At 67.9% G+C, this 15,076-nt stretch carries 16 protein-coding genes and 6 tRNA genes; 17 read left to right on the forward strand and 5 right to left on the reverse strand.

All coding sequences use genetic code 11. The annotated features are described in order from the left end of the window. Nucleotides 1–65 precede the first annotated feature (65 nt). The 7 genes from gltX (at nucleotide 66) to HHL11_RS13465 (ending at nucleotide 2,152) form a co-directional block, all read left to right on the forward strand. Nucleotides 66–1,448 (forward strand): glutamate--tRNA ligase, encoded by a 1,383-nt coding sequence (gene gltX / locus HHL11_RS13435; protein ID WP_169418867.1) that lies wholly within the window; start codon nucleotides 66–68, stop codon nucleotides 1,446–1,448. Nucleotides 1,449–1,483: 35 nt separating this feature from the next. Further along, nucleotides 1,484–1,559: transfer RNA gene (locus HHL11_RS13440), tRNA-Ala, on the forward strand. Nucleotides 1,560–1,607: 48 nt separating this feature from the next. Then, nucleotides 1,608–1,683, forward strand: a tRNA-Glu gene (locus HHL11_RS13445). A 46-nt stretch (nucleotides 1,684–1,729) separates the two neighbouring features. Then, nucleotides 1,730–1,806, forward strand: a tRNA-Asp gene (locus HHL11_RS13450). Between the two features lie 60 nt (nucleotides 1,807–1,866). Continuing rightward, nucleotides 1,867–1,942, forward strand: a tRNA-Ala gene (locus tag HHL11_RS13455). 41 nt (nucleotides 1,943–1,983) lie between these two features. Next, nucleotides 1,984–2,059 (forward strand) — tRNA-Glu (locus tag HHL11_RS13460). 16 nt (nucleotides 2,060–2,075) lie between these two features. Beyond that, nucleotides 2,076–2,152, forward strand: a tRNA-Asp gene (locus HHL11_RS13465). A gap of 42 nt (nucleotides 2,153–2,194) precedes the next feature. Here HHL11_RS13465 and HHL11_RS13470 read toward each other — a convergent pair. Beyond that, nucleotides 2,195–3,343 carry a serine hydrolase domain-containing protein gene (locus HHL11_RS13470; protein WP_205964273.1) on the reverse strand — a complete coding sequence of 383 codons (1,149 nt, stop codon included), beginning with the start codon at nucleotides 3,341–3,343 and terminating at the stop codon, nucleotides 2,195–2,197. A gap of 121 nt (nucleotides 3,344–3,464) precedes the next feature. On the opposite strand from HHL11_RS13470, the gene HHL11_RS13475 reads away from it, so the two are divergent. The 3 genes from HHL11_RS13475 (at nucleotide 3,465) to HHL11_RS13485 (ending at nucleotide 5,746) form a co-directional block, all read left to right on the forward strand. Next, nucleotides 3,465–4,199: a carbonic anhydrase gene (locus HHL11_RS13475; RefSeq protein ID WP_342593213.1), complete on the forward strand. Its 735-nt coding sequence runs from the start codon at nucleotides 3,465–3,467 to the stop codon at nucleotides 4,197–4,199. A 64-nt stretch (nucleotides 4,200–4,263) separates the two neighbouring features. Then, nucleotides 4,264–5,229: a cation diffusion facilitator family transporter gene (locus HHL11_RS13480; protein WP_169418870.1), complete on the forward strand. Its 966-nt coding sequence runs from the start codon at nucleotides 4,264–4,266 to the stop codon at nucleotides 5,227–5,229. A 46-nt stretch (nucleotides 5,230–5,275) separates the two neighbouring features. Beyond that, the gene (locus tag HHL11_RS13485; protein ID WP_342593214.1) at nucleotides 5,276–5,746 is read left to right on the forward strand and encodes a bacteriohemerythrin; all 471 of its coding nucleotides are present in this window, start codon (nucleotides 5,276–5,278) and stop codon (nucleotides 5,744–5,746) included. Nucleotides 5,747–5,752: 6 nt separating this feature from the next. Here HHL11_RS13485 and HHL11_RS13490 read toward each other — a convergent pair whose 3' ends face one another. Both HHL11_RS13490 and HHL11_RS13495 read right to left on the reverse strand, forming a co-directional pair. After that, nucleotides 5,753–6,391: a hypothetical protein gene (locus HHL11_RS13490; protein ID WP_169418871.1), complete on the reverse strand. Its 639-nt coding sequence runs from the start codon at nucleotides 6,389–6,391 to the stop codon at nucleotides 5,753–5,755. Then, nucleotides 6,388–6,633, reverse strand: coding sequence for a helix-turn-helix domain-containing protein (locus tag HHL11_RS13495; RefSeq protein WP_169418872.1), 246 nt, complete (start codon nucleotides 6,631–6,633; stop codon nucleotides 6,388–6,390). The genes HHL11_RS13490 and HHL11_RS13495 overlap by 4 nt, the downstream gene beginning before the upstream one ends. A 99-nt stretch (nucleotides 6,634–6,732) precedes the next feature. Between HHL11_RS13495 and HHL11_RS13500 the strand changes: the two genes are divergently transcribed. The 7 genes from HHL11_RS13500 (at nucleotide 6,733) to HHL11_RS13530 (ending at nucleotide 13,474) form a co-directional block, all read left to right on the forward strand. Next, entirely contained in the window at nucleotides 6,733–7,542 is an 810-nt protein-coding gene (locus tag HHL11_RS13500) for an IclR family transcriptional regulator (protein WP_169418873.1), read from the forward strand. 17 nt (nucleotides 7,543–7,559) lie between these two features. Continuing rightward, the gene (locus tag HHL11_RS13505; RefSeq protein WP_169418874.1) at nucleotides 7,560–8,585 is read left to right on the forward strand and encodes a TRAP transporter substrate-binding protein; all 1,026 of its coding nucleotides are present in this window, start codon (nucleotides 7,560–7,562) and stop codon (nucleotides 8,583–8,585) included. Then, nucleotides 8,582–10,453: a TRAP transporter large permease gene (locus tag HHL11_RS13510; protein ID WP_169418875.1), complete on the forward strand. Its 1,872-nt coding sequence runs from the start codon at nucleotides 8,582–8,584 to the stop codon at nucleotides 10,451–10,453. The genes HHL11_RS13505 and HHL11_RS13510 overlap by 4 nt, the downstream gene beginning before the upstream one ends. 33 nt (nucleotides 10,454–10,486) lie before the next feature. Next, nucleotides 10,487–11,203 carry a DUF4286 family protein gene (locus tag HHL11_RS13515; RefSeq protein ID WP_205964274.1) on the forward strand — a complete coding sequence of 239 codons (717 nt, stop codon included), beginning with the start codon at nucleotides 10,487–10,489 and terminating at the stop codon, nucleotides 11,201–11,203. After that, nucleotides 11,175–11,624, forward strand: a complete 450-nt coding sequence (locus HHL11_RS13520; protein ID WP_169418876.1) for a hypothetical protein — start codon at nucleotides 11,175–11,177, stop codon at nucleotides 11,622–11,624. The genes HHL11_RS13515 and HHL11_RS13520 overlap by 29 nt, the downstream gene beginning before the upstream one ends. 124 nt (nucleotides 11,625–11,748) lie before the next feature. After that, nucleotides 11,749–12,843 carry a hypothetical protein gene (locus HHL11_RS13525; RefSeq protein ID WP_169418877.1) on the forward strand — a complete coding sequence of 365 codons (1,095 nt, stop codon included), beginning with the start codon at nucleotides 11,749–11,751 and terminating at the stop codon, nucleotides 12,841–12,843. Between the two features lie 7 nt (nucleotides 12,844–12,850). After that, entirely contained in the window at nucleotides 12,851–13,474 is a 624-nt protein-coding gene (locus HHL11_RS13530) for a TIGR02466 family protein (RefSeq protein ID WP_169418878.1), read from the forward strand. A gap of 60 nt (nucleotides 13,475–13,534) precedes the next feature. Here HHL11_RS13530 and HHL11_RS13535 read toward each other — a convergent pair whose 3' ends face one another. Together HHL11_RS13535 and HHL11_RS13540 are read right to left on the reverse strand one after the other, a co-directional pair. Then, a complete protein-coding gene (locus HHL11_RS13535) occupies nucleotides 13,535–14,605 on the reverse strand; it encodes a hypothetical protein (RefSeq protein WP_169418879.1) in 1,071 nt (356 codons plus the stop codon). A 296-nt stretch (nucleotides 14,606–14,901) separates the two neighbouring features. Beyond that, nucleotides 14,902–15,045, reverse strand: coding sequence for a hypothetical protein (locus HHL11_RS13540; protein WP_169418880.1), 144 nt, complete (start codon nucleotides 15,043–15,045; stop codon nucleotides 14,902–14,904). Nucleotides 15,046–15,076 lie beyond the last annotated feature (31 nt).

Genomic DNA, 15,076 nt, shown 5'->3' on the forward strand with positions numbered 1-15,076 from the left:
GCTGTCCGCCTTCTGCATCCCGCTGTCCGTCTCCCGCATCCCGAAACCAATGCGAGAATCGCGGCGTGAAAGTCCGAACCCGCTTCGCCCCCTCGCCGACCGGCTTCATCCACCTCGGCAACATCCGTTCCGCCCTGTACCCCTGGGCGTTCGCCCGTTCGCAGGGCGGCACCTTCATCCTGCGCATCGAGGACACCGACCTGGAGCGTTCCTCCCAGGCCGCGGTGGACGTCATCCTCGAAGGCATGCGCTGGCTGGGCCTGGACCCCGATGAAGGTCCGTTCTATCAAATGCAGCGCATGGACCGCTATCGCGAAGTGCTGCGCGAGATGCAGGACAAGGGGCTGGTCTACCCCTGCTACATGAGCGTGGCCGAACTCGACGCGCTGCGCGAGCAGCAGATGGCCAACAAGGAGAAGCCCCGCTACAACGGCACGTGGCGCCCCGAGCCGGGCAAGACCCTGCCGCCGGTGCCTGAAGGCGTGCAGCCGGTGCTGCGCTTCCGCAACCCGATCGGCGGCGTCGTGGCCTGGGACGACAAGGTCAAGGGCCGCATCGAGATCAGCAACGACGAACTCGACGACCTGGTCATCGCGCGCCCCGACGGCACGCCCACGTACAACTTCTGCGTGGTGGTGGACGACATCGACATGCAGATCACGCACGTGATCCGCGGCGACGACCACGTGAACAACACGCCGCGCCAGATCAACATCTTCCGCGCGCTCGGCCAGGAGCCGCCGGTGTACGCGCACCTGCCGACCGTGCTGAACGAGCAGGGCGAGAAGATGAGCAAGCGCCACGGTGCCAAGGCCGTCACCTGGTACCGCGACCAGGGCTACCTGGCCGACGCGATGGTGAACTACCTCGCGCGCCTGGGCTGGAGCCACGGCGACGACGAGATCTTCAGCCGCGAGCAGTTCCTGCAGTGGTTCGACCTGGACCACCTGGGCAAGAGCGCTGCGCAGTTCGACGAAGCGAAGCTGAAGTGGGTGAACAGCCAACACCTGAAGGCGATGGAAGACGGCGCGCTGGCGCTGCTGGTCGAAGCGGAGCTCAAGAAAATGAGCGTCACGCCCGATGCGCGCCTGCCCGCCATCTCCGGCCTGTTCAAGGACCGCTGCGACACCGTGCTGCAACTGGCCGACTGGGCCCAGCGCTTCTATGGCGACGTGCAGGTCAACGAGGACGAGGCGAAGAAGCACATCACCGACGGCGTGCGCCCCGCGATCGGCATGCTGGCCAAGATGCTGGAGACGGTGCCGTGGACGAAGGAGGACATCTCCGAAGCGGTGAAGGAAACGCTGCGTGCCAACGGCATCAAGATGCCGCAGCTGGCGATGCCGGTGCGCGTGCTGGTGCTCGGCACCGCGCAGACGCCGTCGCTCGATGCGGTGCTCGCGGCGAGCAAACGCGAAGTTGTTCTCGAGCGTTTGAAGAAGGCCTGATTTTCAGCATATAATTCAAGGCTCGACACCTGCAAGGGGGTATAGCTCAGCTGGGAGAGCGCTTGCATGGCATGCAAGAGGTCAGCGGTTCGATCCCGCTTACCTCCACCACCAGATGTCGACGGAAGTAGTGAGCCTTCGGGCTTGCGTCCAGGTTTTGACCCTATCGTCTAGAGGCCTAGGACATTACCCTTTCACGGTAAGTACCGGGGTTCGAATCCCCGTAGGGTCGCCAAGTTTTGCCGCACTTGTGCTCGAAAGAGCAGGACGCGGCACCACGCGGAGTGGTAGTTCAGTTGGTTAGAATACCGGCCTGTCACGCCGGGGGTCGCGGGTTCGAGTCCCGTCCACTCCGCCAGAGGTTTCCTGAAACACGGGCCCGCAAGGCCCGTGTTTCTTTTAGTGTAGGGACACCAGAGGGGGTATAGCTCAGCTGGGAGAGCGCTTGCATGGCATGCAAGAGGTCAGCGGTTCGATCCCGCTTACCTCCACCAAGTGTCCCGAGAGTTTTGGTTCGTGTTTGCGTCCAGGTTACGACCCTATCGTCTAGAGGCCTAGGACATCACCCTTTCACGGTGAGTACCGGGGTTCGAATCCCCGTAGGGTCGCCAAGAGTTTCTTGGCAGTGGAGTGGTAGTTCAGTTGGTTAGAATACCGGCCTGTCACGCCGGGGGTCGCGGGTTCGAGTCCCGTCCACTCCGCCAACGTTTTTGAAGAGGGCCAGTTCGCAAGGACTGGCCCTTTTTTCATGCGCGCAGCAGTTCCTTGAACTCCGGCCAGAACGGCAGTTCGCTGCTCATGTAACGCTGCGTCATCAGCACCACGGCGAGCTGTTCACTCGGCGAGAACATCCACTTGGTGCCGGCCAGCCCGCCCCACTGCACTTCGCCGGCCACGCTGGCCGGGTCGCCGGGCTCGACGCACACCGACGCGGCCAGGCTGTGGCCGCGGCCGGTCTGCAGCGGCAGGTTCGGGAAACCGATCCACATGCCCGCAGGCAACTGGTTCTGCGTGACATGGCGCATCGACTCCGCTTGCAGCACGGGGCCGCCGCCTTCCAGCAGCGCGCGCACGAACTTCGTCCAGTCCGCCAGCGAAGAGACGAGGCCGCCGCCCGCCATCAGCCGCGGCACCGGATGCAGGAAGTCCTGGTCCCAGGTCTTCGCGTCGCCCCGGCGCAAACCGGGCTGCGAAGGATTCTTGAGGTCGCCGATGTACATGGGCACCAGCCGCGCCGCCTTGTCTTCCGGCACGAAGAAGAAAGTGTCCTGCAGGCCCAGCGGATCGAACAGGTGGCGGCGGAAGTACGCGTCCAGCGGCAAGCCACTCACCACTTCGACCACGTGGCCGACGACGTCCGTCGACACCGAATAGCTCCAGGCGCTCCCCGGCTGGAACAGCAGCGGCAACGAGGCCAGCGCTTCGCACATCTGGGCCAGCGTGCGTTGCGCCTCGCCGATGCCGGCGGCTGCATAGGCCTTGGCGATGGGCAGCGAGGGATCGAGAAAGCCGTAGGTGAAGCCGGCGGTGTGCGTCAGCAGGTGCTTGATCCGAACCGGTTCTCGCGCCGGCTCCGTGTCCGCGAGCGAAGACGCACCGGGGCGAAGCACCCGCAACGTGCGCAAGGCAGGGATGGAGTCGCCCACCGGGTCGTCGAGCCCGAGCAGCCCGCGCTCCACCAGCTGCAAAACCGCGCAGCTGGTCGCCAGCTTGGTGTTGGAGTAGATGCGGCACAGGTGGTCCTCGCGCAGCGGCACGCGGGCTTCGCGGTCGGCCCAGCCCAGGCAGTCCTGCGCGACCACTTCGCCCCGGTGCAGCACGGTGTACGAGACCCCGGGCAGGTCCTCGCGGTCGACGCGGGCCTGCAAGGCGGCGGAGAGGGTGCGGCGGTCCATGCGGGCCATTCTGCCCCCATGGGACCAAGGTCCCTTGCGCCAGCGCGACAGGCGTGCCTACCATCGCCGAACCCACGCGCAAGGAGGCACCATGTCCCCGATAACACCGAGATGCGCGGTGGTGGCTGGCGTCCTGCTGGCGGCCGGCACGACGGCCGCCCGTGCGCAGGAGCCTGCCCACCACTGGAGCTATTCCGGCGAAACCGGGCCCGCCCACTGGGCGAAGCTGGAGGAGGATTTCGCCACCTGCGGCAAGGGCAAGTCCCAGTCGCCCATCGACGTCCGCACGCACGCGGTGCACCGCGGCGCGCTGCCCGCGATCCAGTTCGACTACCAGCCCGTGCCGCTGGACATCGTCGACAACGGCCACAGCATCCAGGTCAACTACGCGCCCGGCAGCTTCATCACCGTGGACGGCCACCGCTACGAACTGCAGCAGTTCCACTTCCACAAGCCCAGCGAGGAGCGCGTGGACGGCCGCCACTACGACATGGTCGCGCACCTGGTGCACAAGGATGACCAGGGTCGCGCAGCCGTCGTGGCGGTGCTGCTGTCTTCCGGCGCTGCCAATCCGCTGGTGCAGACCCTGTGGGACCACCGGCCGGCCCAGGGCAAGGAGATCCACGACGAGGCCGTGCGGGTCGATGCCGCCGACCTGTTGCCTGCCACCAAGGGCTACTACACCTTCGCCGGCTCGCTGACCACGCCGCCCTGCAGCGAAGGGGTCACCTGGTACGTGCTGAAGGCGCCCAGCCAGGTGTCCTCGCTGCAGATCGGGCAGTTCAGCGTCTCCTACCCGATGAACGCGCGCCCGGTGCAGCCGCTGCACGGCCGCGCGGTGCGCGCCAGCGAGTAGCGACCCCCGCGCCGGGCGCAGCCGCACTACATTCGACGTTCGGCGCCGCTGCGCCGGGCGCCGCATGTCCACACCTTCCACCCGCTTCGTCGTCTTCGCCGCGCTGGCCGGCAACCTGCTGGTGGCGCTCACCAAGACGGCCGCGGCCGTGTGGAGCGGAAGCTCCTCCATGGCCAGTGAGTCGGTGCACTCCTTCGTCGACACCGGCAACGAACTGCTGCTGCTGTACGGCATGCGGCGCTCGCGCAAGCCGCCGGACCGCGTGCACCCGATCGGCTACGGGCGCGAGCTGTACTTCTGGAGCTTCGTGGTGGCGCTGCTGGTTTTCGCCGCCGGCGCGGGCGTCTCGCTGGTGCAGGGCGTCATGCACCTGCGCGCGCCGCAGGAGATCGAGAACGCGCACGTCAACTACGTCGTGCTGGGGCTGTCCTTCCTGTTCGAAGGCGGTTCTTTCATCGTCTCGCTGCGCCAGTTCCGCGCGGCGCAGGGCACGCGCGGCTGGTTCGCCGCCTTCCGCGCGAGCAAGGACCCGCCGTCCTTCATGGTGCTGTTCGAGGACTCGGCGGCGCTGCTGGGCATCGCGCTGGCGGCGCTGGGCACCTGGGGCTCGGACAGCTTCGGCCTGCTGTGGGTGGACGGCGTCGCGTCCATCCTCATCGGCGTGGTGCTGGCCGGGGTGGCCTTGTTGCTGGGGCGCGAAAGCAAGAGCCTGCTGATCGGCGAGCGCATCGAGCACGGCCTGTCGGAGGCGATCCTGGCGCAGGCCAACGGGCAGGAAGGCGTGCACCGCGCGCACGGCTTGTTCTCGGTGCACCTGGCGCCGGACCAGGTGGTGGTGGCGCTGAGCCTGGAGTTCCGCGACGAGCTGACCGCGCCGCAGATCGAAGCGGCCGTGCGCGGGCTGGAGAAGCGGGTGCGCGAGGCGCATCCGGAGGTCGTCTCGCTGCTGGTCAAGCCGCAGACCGAGGCCGGCTGGCGCGAGGAGAACGCAAAGCGCGCTGCCGGCCCGCCAGGCACGGATTCCCCGTAGGCCGGGCCGGCAACTCCGGCTTTGCCGCAGTGATACCCTCGACAGCGTGAACGAGCTCAAACACGACCCGCAGGCCCCCGCCGGCGCCGACCGCGCCAATGACCTCGGCTACGCGCCCATGGACAAGGTGCATGCGGAATTCGACGAACTGCTGCAGCGCGCCGCCACGGTGCAGGCGGCGGCAGAATGGCCGCCGCTGCTGCGCGAGATCGACGCCCACCTGCACCAGCACTTCGAGGCCGAAGACCGCTGGATGCGCGAGACCGATTTCCCGCCGCGCGATTGCCACATCGACGAACACGCCGCGGTGCTGAAGTCCTCCGGCGAAGTGCTGGCGCTGGCCGAACAGGGCAATGTCAACCCGGCGCCGTCCTTCGTCGCCGAACTGGCGCGCTGGTTCCCGGGCCATGCCGACTACCTCGATTCGGCGCTGGCCGCCTGGATGTGCAAGCGCACCTTCGGCGGCAAGCCGGTGGTGCTGCACCGGAAGAAAGGCGACGGCGCCAGCGCCGCCTGAACTGACCTATTCGAGGCAGCCTTCGGCCTGCGTCCATTGCAGGTGCAGGCGCTCGTCGACATAGGCGCAAGGAAAGGGCCGCGGCCCCGTCAGGTCGAAGTCCGCCAGCCGCAGGGGCGGGGCCTTGTGCAGGCGCAGCGGGTAGCTGGTGCGGCCCTCGGGCACGTGGTGGGCGCGGAAGTGCTCCACGGCGCGCTGGAACGCGGGCAGATCTTCCGGGTCCACGATGCGCCCCCACAGCGTGGCCCGTCCCTTCACGAGATCGATGCTGCCGCCGGTCCAGAGCTGGTCGCGGGCGCCGTCGGTGGCGGGCACCATGTCCTGCCATTCGATGCCAACGATGCTGAGCGCGCCCTTGTGGAAGTGCACGCGGTACGCATGCCAATAGACGCCGTGGTGCGCCGTGGGGGCGGCATTCAGGAGGAGCGCCCCGCCGCTGAAGCTGGGCTGGTAGGCCTGCGCATTCGCGATCGGGAGGTTGGCCAGCTCCAGCGTCTTCTCCCGGATGACCAGCCGGCTTGCACCGGGTTCGGGCGAGGGCACGACCTCGACGGCGAGGTGGCGCCTGTCCAGCTTGCCTTCCTGCGTCTGCGCGGCCGCGACGGCCGACAGCAGCGCCAGGGCGATGGCGGCAACGGCCTTCATGCCTGCACCTTCACCGTGACGCCGTAAAGGGCCAGCAGGCCCAGCACGTGGTCGATCGCCACCCCGGGTTCCCCAGCTTCGATGCGGCCGATGGTCTGGACGTGCACGCCTAGCCGGGCGGCCGCGGCCGCCTGGCCTTCGCCCGCCGCCGTGCGGGCCTGTTTCGCCGCCGCTCCCATGTCCTTGATGGACTGGAGGGCCCCCTCGTGGATGTCCGCCGAAATGCGCTTGCCTTGAGCCATGGGGCAGCATTGTCGCTTTTCGCAGATTCTGGAAGTCGCTTCCAAAATGGAAAAGACTTCCGTATACTCCGCCGCCGTGCCGACCACCGGACCCCGACCATGAGCGCCATCATCCTGCGCAGCTTCCGCATCCTCGAGGAGCTGTCCAACTATCCCAAGGGCCGCACGCTGTCCGAACTGGCGGCGGCCGTCGACATTCCGCTGAGCGCCACCCACCGCCTGCTGGCCGACCTGATGCAGGCCGGCTACGTGCGCAAGGACGACCGCCACGACGACTTTCTGCTGACGATGCAGGTCGTGTCGCTGGGCTTGCGTTTCCTCAGCGCCAGTGGCGTCGTCGACGTGGCGCAGCCCACGCTGGAACGCCTGGCCGCCAAGAGCGGCGAACTGGTGCGCCTGGCCGTGGTCGACCAGGACCAGCTGGTCTACGTCGCCAAGGCCCAGGGCGCGACGCAAGGCCTGCGCTACGACCCCGAGATGGGCCGCCCGGTGCGCCTTTCCTGCAGCGCCGCCGGCCTGGTGTGGCTCGCGACCAAGAGCGACGACGAGGCGATCCGCCTCGTCACCAAACAGGGCATGGGCAACCCCGCCGATTTCGGCCCCGCGGCCCCGACCTCGATCATGGAACTGATGGCGCAGGTGCAGGCCGCGCGCAAGCGCAAGTTCGCCACCACGGTCAACGTCTTCCTGCCGGCCATGAGCTCCATGGCGACGCTGGTCCGCGACCCGCGCGGCGACGTCATCGCCGCCCTCATCGTCGCCGGCCCCATGACGCGCCTGACGCAGGGCCGCATGGACTCGCTCGGCGACGCGCTGCTGGCCGCGGCCGACGAACTGGGCCGCAACAGCAACGTGTCCCCCGTGTTCCAGCGCCGGCCCGACCAGCCGGCGCCGCAACTGTCGAAGTGAATCCACCAACAGAGGAGATGATCATCAGCGCTTCCATCCAACGCCGTACCGTGCTCGGCGCCATCGCCGCCGCGCCCTTCGTGAGCGGCCCCTTCATCACGCGTGCCCGCGCCGCCGAATTCACCTTCAAGGTCGCCCACCCCCTGGCGGCCACCCACCCGACGCACCTGCGCCTGCAGCAGGCCGCCGACAACATTGCCAAGGACACCGAAGGCCGCATCGAGCTGCGCCTGTTCCCGAACAACCAGCTCGGTGGCGAAGTGGACCTGCTGAACCAGGTGCGCTCCGGCGCGGTGGAAATGTTCGTGGTCGGCGGCCTGATCGCTTCCAGCGTGGTGCCGATGGCGGCGCTGGACGGCGTGGGCTTCGCCTTCAAGGACACGCCCTCCGTGCTGAAGGGCATGGACGGCGCGCTCGGCGCGCACATCCGCGCCGCGCTGATGCAGGCCAACCTGTACGCGACCTCCACCATCTGGGACTACGGCTTCCGCCAGATCACGTCGTCCGCGCATCCCGTCAAGGCGGTCAGCGACCTGGCCGGCATGAAGATTCGCGTGCCGGGCGCCGCCGCCTACGTGGACCTCTTCAAGGCGCTGGGCGCCGCGCCCACCAGCATCCAGTTCAATGAGGTGTACCCCGCGCTGCAGACGAAGATCGTCGACGGCCAGGAGAATCCGCTGGGCACCATCCTCACCTCCAAGTTCTACGAGGTGCAGAAGTTCTGCGCGATGAGCAACCACATCTGGCAGGGCAACTGGGTCCTGATCAACGGCCGCGTGTGGCGCGGCCTGCCGCCCAAGCTGCAGGAAGTGCTGGAGAAGCGGCTGAACGAAGCCGGCTTGCTGCAGCGCCAGGACCTGGCCAGCCAGGAAGCGGGCTACCGCGACACCATGGCCAAGGCCGGCATGGCCTTCAACGCGGTGGACGCCGACTCCTTCCGCAAGAAGCTCACCGCCTCGGGCTACTACACCGAGGCGCGCAAGAAGTTCGGCGACGCCGCCTGGAAGGTGCTCGAGAACGCCGCCGGCGGTTCGCTGGCATGAGCCTGAGCCAGGCAGTGCGCCCCGGGGCCGGGGCGCCTGCGGCTTCCGTGGCCGGCGTCATCGACGCCTGGCTCGGACGCTGCATCGAATTCGTGGCGGCGGTGCTGATCGTCTTCGAGGTCGCACTGCTGTTCTCGGGCGTCGTGGCGCGCTACGCGCTGCACCACCCGATCGTGTGGTCCGACGAACTGGCGGGCAGCGTCTTCCTGTGGCTCGGCATGCTGGGCGCGGTGATCGCGCTGCGGCGCGGCGAGCACCTGGCCTTCAACGCCTTGTCGCAGCGCGTGTCGCCGCGCGCGCAGGTGCTGTTCCAGGCCGTCGTGCTGGCCGTGGTCTTCGCCACGCTGTGCCTGCTGCTGAAGCCGGCCTACGACTACGTCGAGGACGAGACCTTCGCCGTGCTGCCCAACCTGGGCGTGCCATCGAGCTGGCGCGTGCTGGGCATCGCGGTCGGCGTGGTGCTGATGCTGGCGACGGTGCTGCTGCAGGCGGTGAGCCGCGGCAACTTCCGCGCCACCGCCAGCGGCGCGGCCATCGTGCTGGTGCTGGGCCTGGTGCTGTGGCAGCTGGCCGGCCCGCTGGCGCGCATCGGCAACCTGAACCTGTTCGTGTTCTTCGTGCTGATCGTCGGTGCGGCCATCGTCATCGGCGTGCCCATCGGCTTTGCCTTCGGCCTGGCGACATTGACCTACCTGGCCTGCACCACGTCCACGCCGCTCAGCGTGGTGGTGAACCGCCTGGACCAGGGCATGTCGCAGCCGCTGCTGCTGGCGATCCCCATGTTCATCTTCCTGGGGCTGCTGATCGAAGTGACCGGCTTCGCGCGGACCATCATCGCGCTGCTCGCGTCGCTGATGGGGTTCGTGCGTGGCGGCCTCTACTACGTGCTGCTCGTCGCCATGCTGCTGGTCTCCGGCATCTCCGGTTCCAAGGTCGCCGACATGGCGGCCGTGGCGCCGGGCCTGTTCCCGGAGATGCGCCGGCGCGGCGCCAAGGACGGCGACCTCACCGCGCTGCTGGCCAGTTCAGCGGCGATGGCCGACACGATTCCCCCGAGCATCGTGCTGATCACGCTGGGCTCCGTCACCGGCATGTCGATCGCCAGCCTGTTCTCGGCCGGCATCCTGCCCGCGCTGGTGCTGACCGTGGCGCTGGGTGTGGTCACCTTCGTGCGCACCCGCGACGACACGCCGCCCGAGGACGCGCGCCCCGACTGGTCGAAGATCCGCAAGGCGCTGCTGCCGGCGCTGCCGGCGATCGCGCTGCCTTTCGTGATCCGCTGGGCGGTGGTCGAGGGCGTGGCGACGGCGACCGAGGTGTCGACCATCGGCATCGTCTACGCGCTGGTGGTCGGCATCCTGCTGTACCGGCCGGTGCAGTGGAAGCGCTTCTATCCGGCGCTGGTGGAAACCGCGGTGCTGTCCGGCGCGATCCTCTTCGTGATCGGCACGGCCACCGGCATGGCCTGGTCGCTGACGCAGTCCGGCTTCTCCTCGCAGCTGGCCAAGGCCATGACGGCGCTTTCGGGCAATGCCGCCGGCTTCCTGGCGATCACGATCATCGTGTTCGTGCTGCTCGGGAACATCCTGGAAGGCATTCCGGCCATCCTGTTGTTCGCGCCGCTGCTGCTGCCGGTGTCGCACGCCTTCGGCATCAACGACCTGCACTACGCGATGGTGGTGGTCATCGCCATGAGCATCGGCCTGTTCGCGCCGCCCTTCGGCATCGGCTTCTACGCCGCCTGCGCGATCGGCAAGGTCGCGCCGGACGAGGTGATAGGCCACATGTGGCGCTACCTCGGCGCCTTGATCGTGGGCCTGATCGCCGTTGCCGCGGTGCCCTGGTTCTCCACCGCCTTCATCCACTAGACCATGGCCATGCTTGGACAAGGAGCCCTCGCCATGTGGTGGAACATGGCGCCGGAGCACAGGGCGGATTTCGAGGACTGGCACACGCACGAGCACTTCCCCGAGCGGCTGGGGGTGCCGGGCTTCCGGCGCGCCTCGCGCTGGACCCGCGCGGACGGCGGCGAGGGCGTGTTCGTGCTGTACGAACTGGAAAGCCATGCGACGCTGTCTTCGCCGGCCTACCTGGCGCGGCTCAACGCGCCGACGCCCTGGTCGACGCGGCTGATGCCGCACCATCGCAACATGGTGCGCGGGCAGACGCGGGTGCTGCAATCGCTGGGTGCCGTGATCGCTCGCCGGGCGCTGACCCTCCGGCTGTCGCCGGCACCAGGGAAGGCGCAGGCGCTGCAGGCTGCGCTTCAATCGCTGATGGCCGGCATCGCGGCCACGCCCGGCTTCGCCGGAGCGCACCTGTTGCAGCACGAGACCCCGCGGATTCCGCAGACGACCGAGCAGAGGATTCGCGGCGCTGCCGACCAGGTCGCGGACTGGGTCCTGGTTGTGTGTGCCTATGACACACAGGCCCTGGAAGCGTTCGCTGCGAACGAGCTGTCGGCAAGCGCGCTCGAGGCGCTGGGCGCCACCACGGGCTCGGTCCAGGCCATTTACGAACTAGCGTGTTCCGCGACGCCCGACGACGTCCCGTGCACGAAACAGGAGGGGACGGGTCTTGGCGGACGAGATGAAGGTCACCCTGGAGACCGCTCCTGACAACCAGCTGATGCGCGCGCATCGGGTCGCCAGCAAGACCCTCGAGCGTGAAGACATCGACTGGCTGTGCAACGGGTTCGCGGCCTTCCTGGCCAGCGCCGGCCGCGTTCCGCTGGAACGCTGCCTGCGCCTGCCGGCCAACGAACGCGCGCTGAGCCGCGCACGGCGCGATGACCTGCTGTGCGCGGCCTGGCTCGAGACCGACCCCGCGCTGTCCGCGTGGCAACGCTCCGAAGCCCTGGCCGCGGAGGTGCGGCGCTTCGGCGCGCGCAAGTGGCCGCGCTGGTCGACGCTAGGCGCGGCTCCCGATGGCGCCAGCGCCATCGAACGGGCGCTCTTCGAAGCGTTCCGCTCCCACGAGCGCATCCCCGGAACCGCCATGCAACTGCACAACATCGCGGCGCCATGCCGCGGCGAATGAAGCGGCCACAAAATTTGTTGTCGGTCCAATTTTGTGACCCTCTCCCTAGACTCGTCCGCCTGATTGCACCAAACACTGGAGACGAACGATGGAGAGACGCAATTTCCTTTCGGGAGCGGCCGTCATGGCAGCCGGGATGGCCTTGGTCAAGGAGGCCACTGCGCAAGCGGTCACGGCGACGCCGCAGAAGCTGGTCACGCAGCTCTGGTCGCGCCACCTGCAATGGGTCAGCACCCAGGCCTATGCGCAAGCCAACCCCGAAAGCGCCGGCATCATGATCGGCGATGCGCTCCGGCAGTGCGGCTATGCCGCCGTCGACCTCACGGTGCGTGCCGACGGCCATGTGCTGCCCCAGAACGTGGCCACGGTGCTGCCGCTGATGCTCAAGGGCATCCGCAGCACGGGCGCGATCTGCGACCACATCGGCGTCAATTTCGCGCCGCCGGCCGATGCGAACAACACGCAGTGGATCGCGGACCAGTACGTGCACGAGATCCTGTCGGTGGCCGCCGCCAACGGCATCAAGAAGTACCGCTTCAACAATGCCGGCGCCGCCAGCTTCGCGCCGAACACCTACGGCGCCGCCATGACGGCGGTGCTCGATGGCGTCCGGGCGAACCACCAGCGCCTGGCAGCGATCAACAGCCAGTACGGCGGCCTGTGCGGCGTGGCCCACACGCACGGCAGCAACATCGGCACCACGGTGTACGACTACGAGTACTCGATGCGCGACATCGATCCCAACCTGGTTGCCATCAACTTCGCGATCAGCCACACGGCGGGGGCCGCGCCGCCGCCGTCGTCGGGCACCGCGCTGTGGCAGCTGGAACTGCGCCGCCACATGCCGCGCATCAAATGCACGGCCGTCGAGGACATGAAGGCCGCGGTCGACGCGACGACCGGCGCTGTAAGCACCAGCACGATCGAGCCGCTGCCGGCCACCACCGGCGGCGGCCTGATCAACTGGACCTCGTTCTACCAGCTGCTGCTGAACGGCGGCTACAGCGGCGCGGCCGAGTCGCAGATCGAGTACAGCATCCCTGACGCCCTCGGCGGGACGATCAGCCTGAACAGCGCCTTCTTCGCGGACAACGCCGCGTTCACTTCGGGCCGGCTGACGCGCGCCATGATGCTCGCGACCATGAAGAACGCGTCCGACTTCATCCGGGCGCGGGCGACGGCTGCCGGCTGGGGCCAGAACGGGACGCTGATCGTCTGAGCGCGCCATGAAGGACGAAGTGTTCGGCCTGTTCCCCACGCCCGTCCTGCGTGCGCCGGGCGTGCTCGGCAAGCGCCTGGTCGACGGCCTGGTGCAGCACTTCAGCGCGCGGGCCACGCAGGACAACCAGGAGTCCGGCCAGCTGTCGCACACCGCGATGCTCGGCGCCCAGGACAGCCCGCTGCTGGTGGAGGCGGCGCTGGCGATCACGCCGAAGATCGTCGACATGGGCGCGCTCCTGTTCGGCCAGCGGCTCGAGTGGGCGATCAAGGCGATGTGGGTCAATGTGCTGGAGCCTGGCGGCATGCAGGCACAGCACGTCCACGCCAACAGCTTCGTGTCGGGCATCGTCTACCTGACGCCGACGCACCCGGGTTCGCAGACCGTGTTCATGAAGTCGTCCACCGGCACCGACTTCGTCTTCAGGAGCGCGGGCCCGCAGGTGGCGTCCACGCCGTTCAACGCCGAGCGCTGGGTCAGCCCCGCGCCGGCGCCGGGCGACCTGCTGCTGTTCCCCAGCTACCTGCTGCACGCCGTCCCCCCCAACCAGGGTGAACGCCGCATGACGATGTCGTTCAACGCCATCCCGCACGGCCTGGACTCCTGGGGTTACCAGGTCCAATTCGGCTGAATCTCCGCTCATGAAAAAGGGCGCGCCGCCTGGCGCGCCCTTTTTCCTGCCCGGTCCAATTCAGAGGATGGAGCTGTTGCTGCCGTCCTTGCCCCAACCCGCAGACGCCGCCCGCTCCCGGATGAAGGTGGAGGCGTTCTTCATGGTCCGGGTCATCATGGCGGGCGTCAGCCGGCCCGAGGTGAACGCGGCGTTGTCCGAGAAGAAGGCGGTGTTCAGGCTGATCGTCCCGCCGAGGGCGTCGGGGATGCTGTACTCGATCTGCGACTCGGCCGCGCCGCTGAAGCCGCCGCGCAGCAGGTGCCCGTAGAAGTTGTCCCAGTTGATCACGCCGCCGCCCTTGGTGCCCGGCAGCGGTTCGATCGTGGTGCCGCTCAAGGCGCCGGTGCTGGCGTTGACCGTCGCCTTCATGTCCTCGACGGCCGTGCACTTGATGCGCGGCATGTGGCGGCGCATCTGCAGTTCCCACGCCGGATTGCTGGCTCCGCCCAGCGCCGCGCCGGCCGTGTGGCTGATGGCGAGGTTGATGGCGATCAGGCTGGGGTCGATGTCGCGCATCGCATAGTCGTAGTCGTACACGCTGGTGCCGATGTTGCTGCCGTGCGTGTGGGCCACGCCGCACAGGTTGCCGTACTTCGCGTTCAGCGCCGCCAGGCGCTCGTGGTTCACGCGGACGCCATCGAGCAGCGCCGACATCGTGTCGCCGAAGGTGTTGTTCGCGAAGGATGCGAGCGTCAGGGTGCCCGTGGTGCCGGGGACCGCCGTGCCGCCGGCATTGTTGAAGCGGTACCTCTTGATGCCGTTGGCGCCGGCCACCGCGAGCACTTCTTCCACGTTCTCGGCCACGAGCCAGCTGGTGTTGAGCGGGTCGGTCAGCGGCGTGAAGTTGACGCCGATGTGGTCGCAGATGGCGCCCGTGCTGCGGATGCCTTTCAGCATGTCCGGCAGGTGCGTCTTGACGTTCTGCGGCAGCACATGGCCGTCGGCGCGCACCGTCAGGTCGACGGCGGCATAGCCGCACGCCAGCAGGGCCTCGCCGATCTTGACGCCGATGCCGTAGGGGTCGCTTCCGGCCTGGGCCTCGGCCTGGGTGCTGACCCATTGCAGGTGGCGCGACCAAAGCTGCGTCACCAGTTGCTGGGGCTGCGCGGGCGTCGTGTCGACGGGAGGGGTGGTCGACCCGGTGTCGACGGGAGTGTCAGTGCCCGACGGCCCTGGCGTCACCGGCGGGGAGTCCGAACCGCCGCCGCAGGCTGACAATCCGACTCCAGCCACCATGGCGGCGGCTCCCGAAAGAAAATGGCGTCTCTCCATCGTTCGTCTCCATTGTTTGATGCAATCGAACGAACGAGTCTAGGGAGAGGGCCACAAAATTGGGCCCGCAACAAATTTTGTGGAGCCGCGGGGCGACCCCCGCGATGCTCCGCTTACTTGTTCTTCAGCTTCCCCTTCGGCATGACGGAGGTGACGGGCGGCATCGGCCGGTCCGAGCCGCTGCCTTCCTTGGGCGGCGAAGTGTCCTTCTTCGGCTTCTTCGCCATCTTGTTGCTGCGTTGTTCGCCTTTGGGCATGAAGGTCTCCTGTGAGTGTGCTGTAACTGTA

It is taken from the genome of Ramlibacter agri (assembly GCF_012927085.1).
In the GTDB taxonomy this organism is placed as follows: Bacteria; Pseudomonadota; Gammaproteobacteria; order Burkholderiales; family Burkholderiaceae_C; genus Ramlibacter; species Ramlibacter agri.

Excerpts from the sequence above, each read along its gene's own strand:
- HHL11_RS13470 (WP_205964273.1), bottom strand. The coding sequence starts at position 3,343 with ATGGACCGCCGCACCCTCTCCGCCGCCTTGCAGGCCCGCGTCGACCGC.
- HHL11_RS13480 (WP_169418870.1), top strand. The coding sequence starts at position 4,264 with ATGTCCACACCTTCCACCCGCTTCGTCGTCTTCGCCGCGCTGGCCGGC.
- HHL11_RS13490 (WP_169418871.1), bottom strand. The coding sequence starts at position 6,391 with ATGAAGGCCGTTGCCGCCATCGCCCTGGCGCTGCTGTCGGCCGTCGCG.
- HHL11_RS13495 (WP_169418872.1), bottom strand. The coding sequence starts at position 6,633 with ATGGCTCAAGGCAAGCGCATTTCGGCGGACATCCACGAGGGGGCCCTC.
- HHL11_RS13500 (WP_169418873.1), top strand. The coding sequence starts at position 6,733 with ATGAGCGCCATCATCCTGCGCAGCTTCCGCATCCTCGAGGAGCTGTCC.
- HHL11_RS13505 (WP_169418874.1), top strand. The coding sequence starts at position 7,560 with ATGATCATCAGCGCTTCCATCCAACGCCGTACCGTGCTCGGCGCCATC.
- HHL11_RS13510 (WP_169418875.1), top strand. The coding sequence starts at position 8,582 with ATGAGCCTGAGCCAGGCAGTGCGCCCCGGGGCCGGGGCGCCTGCGGCT.
- HHL11_RS13515 (WP_205964274.1), top strand. The coding sequence starts at position 10,487 with ATGTGGTGGAACATGGCGCCGGAGCACAGGGCGGATTTCGAGGACTGG.
- HHL11_RS13520 (WP_169418876.1), top strand. The coding sequence starts at position 11,175 with ATGAAGGTCACCCTGGAGACCGCTCCTGACAACCAGCTGATGCGCGCG.
- HHL11_RS13525 (WP_169418877.1), top strand. The coding sequence starts at position 11,749 with ATGGCAGCCGGGATGGCCTTGGTCAAGGAGGCCACTGCGCAAGCGGTC.
- HHL11_RS13530 (WP_169418878.1), top strand. The coding sequence starts at position 12,851 with ATGAAGGACGAAGTGTTCGGCCTGTTCCCCACGCCCGTCCTGCGTGCG.
- HHL11_RS13540 (WP_169418880.1), bottom strand. The coding sequence starts at position 15,045 with ATGCCCAAAGGCGAACAACGCAGCAACAAGATGGCGAAGAAGCCGAAG.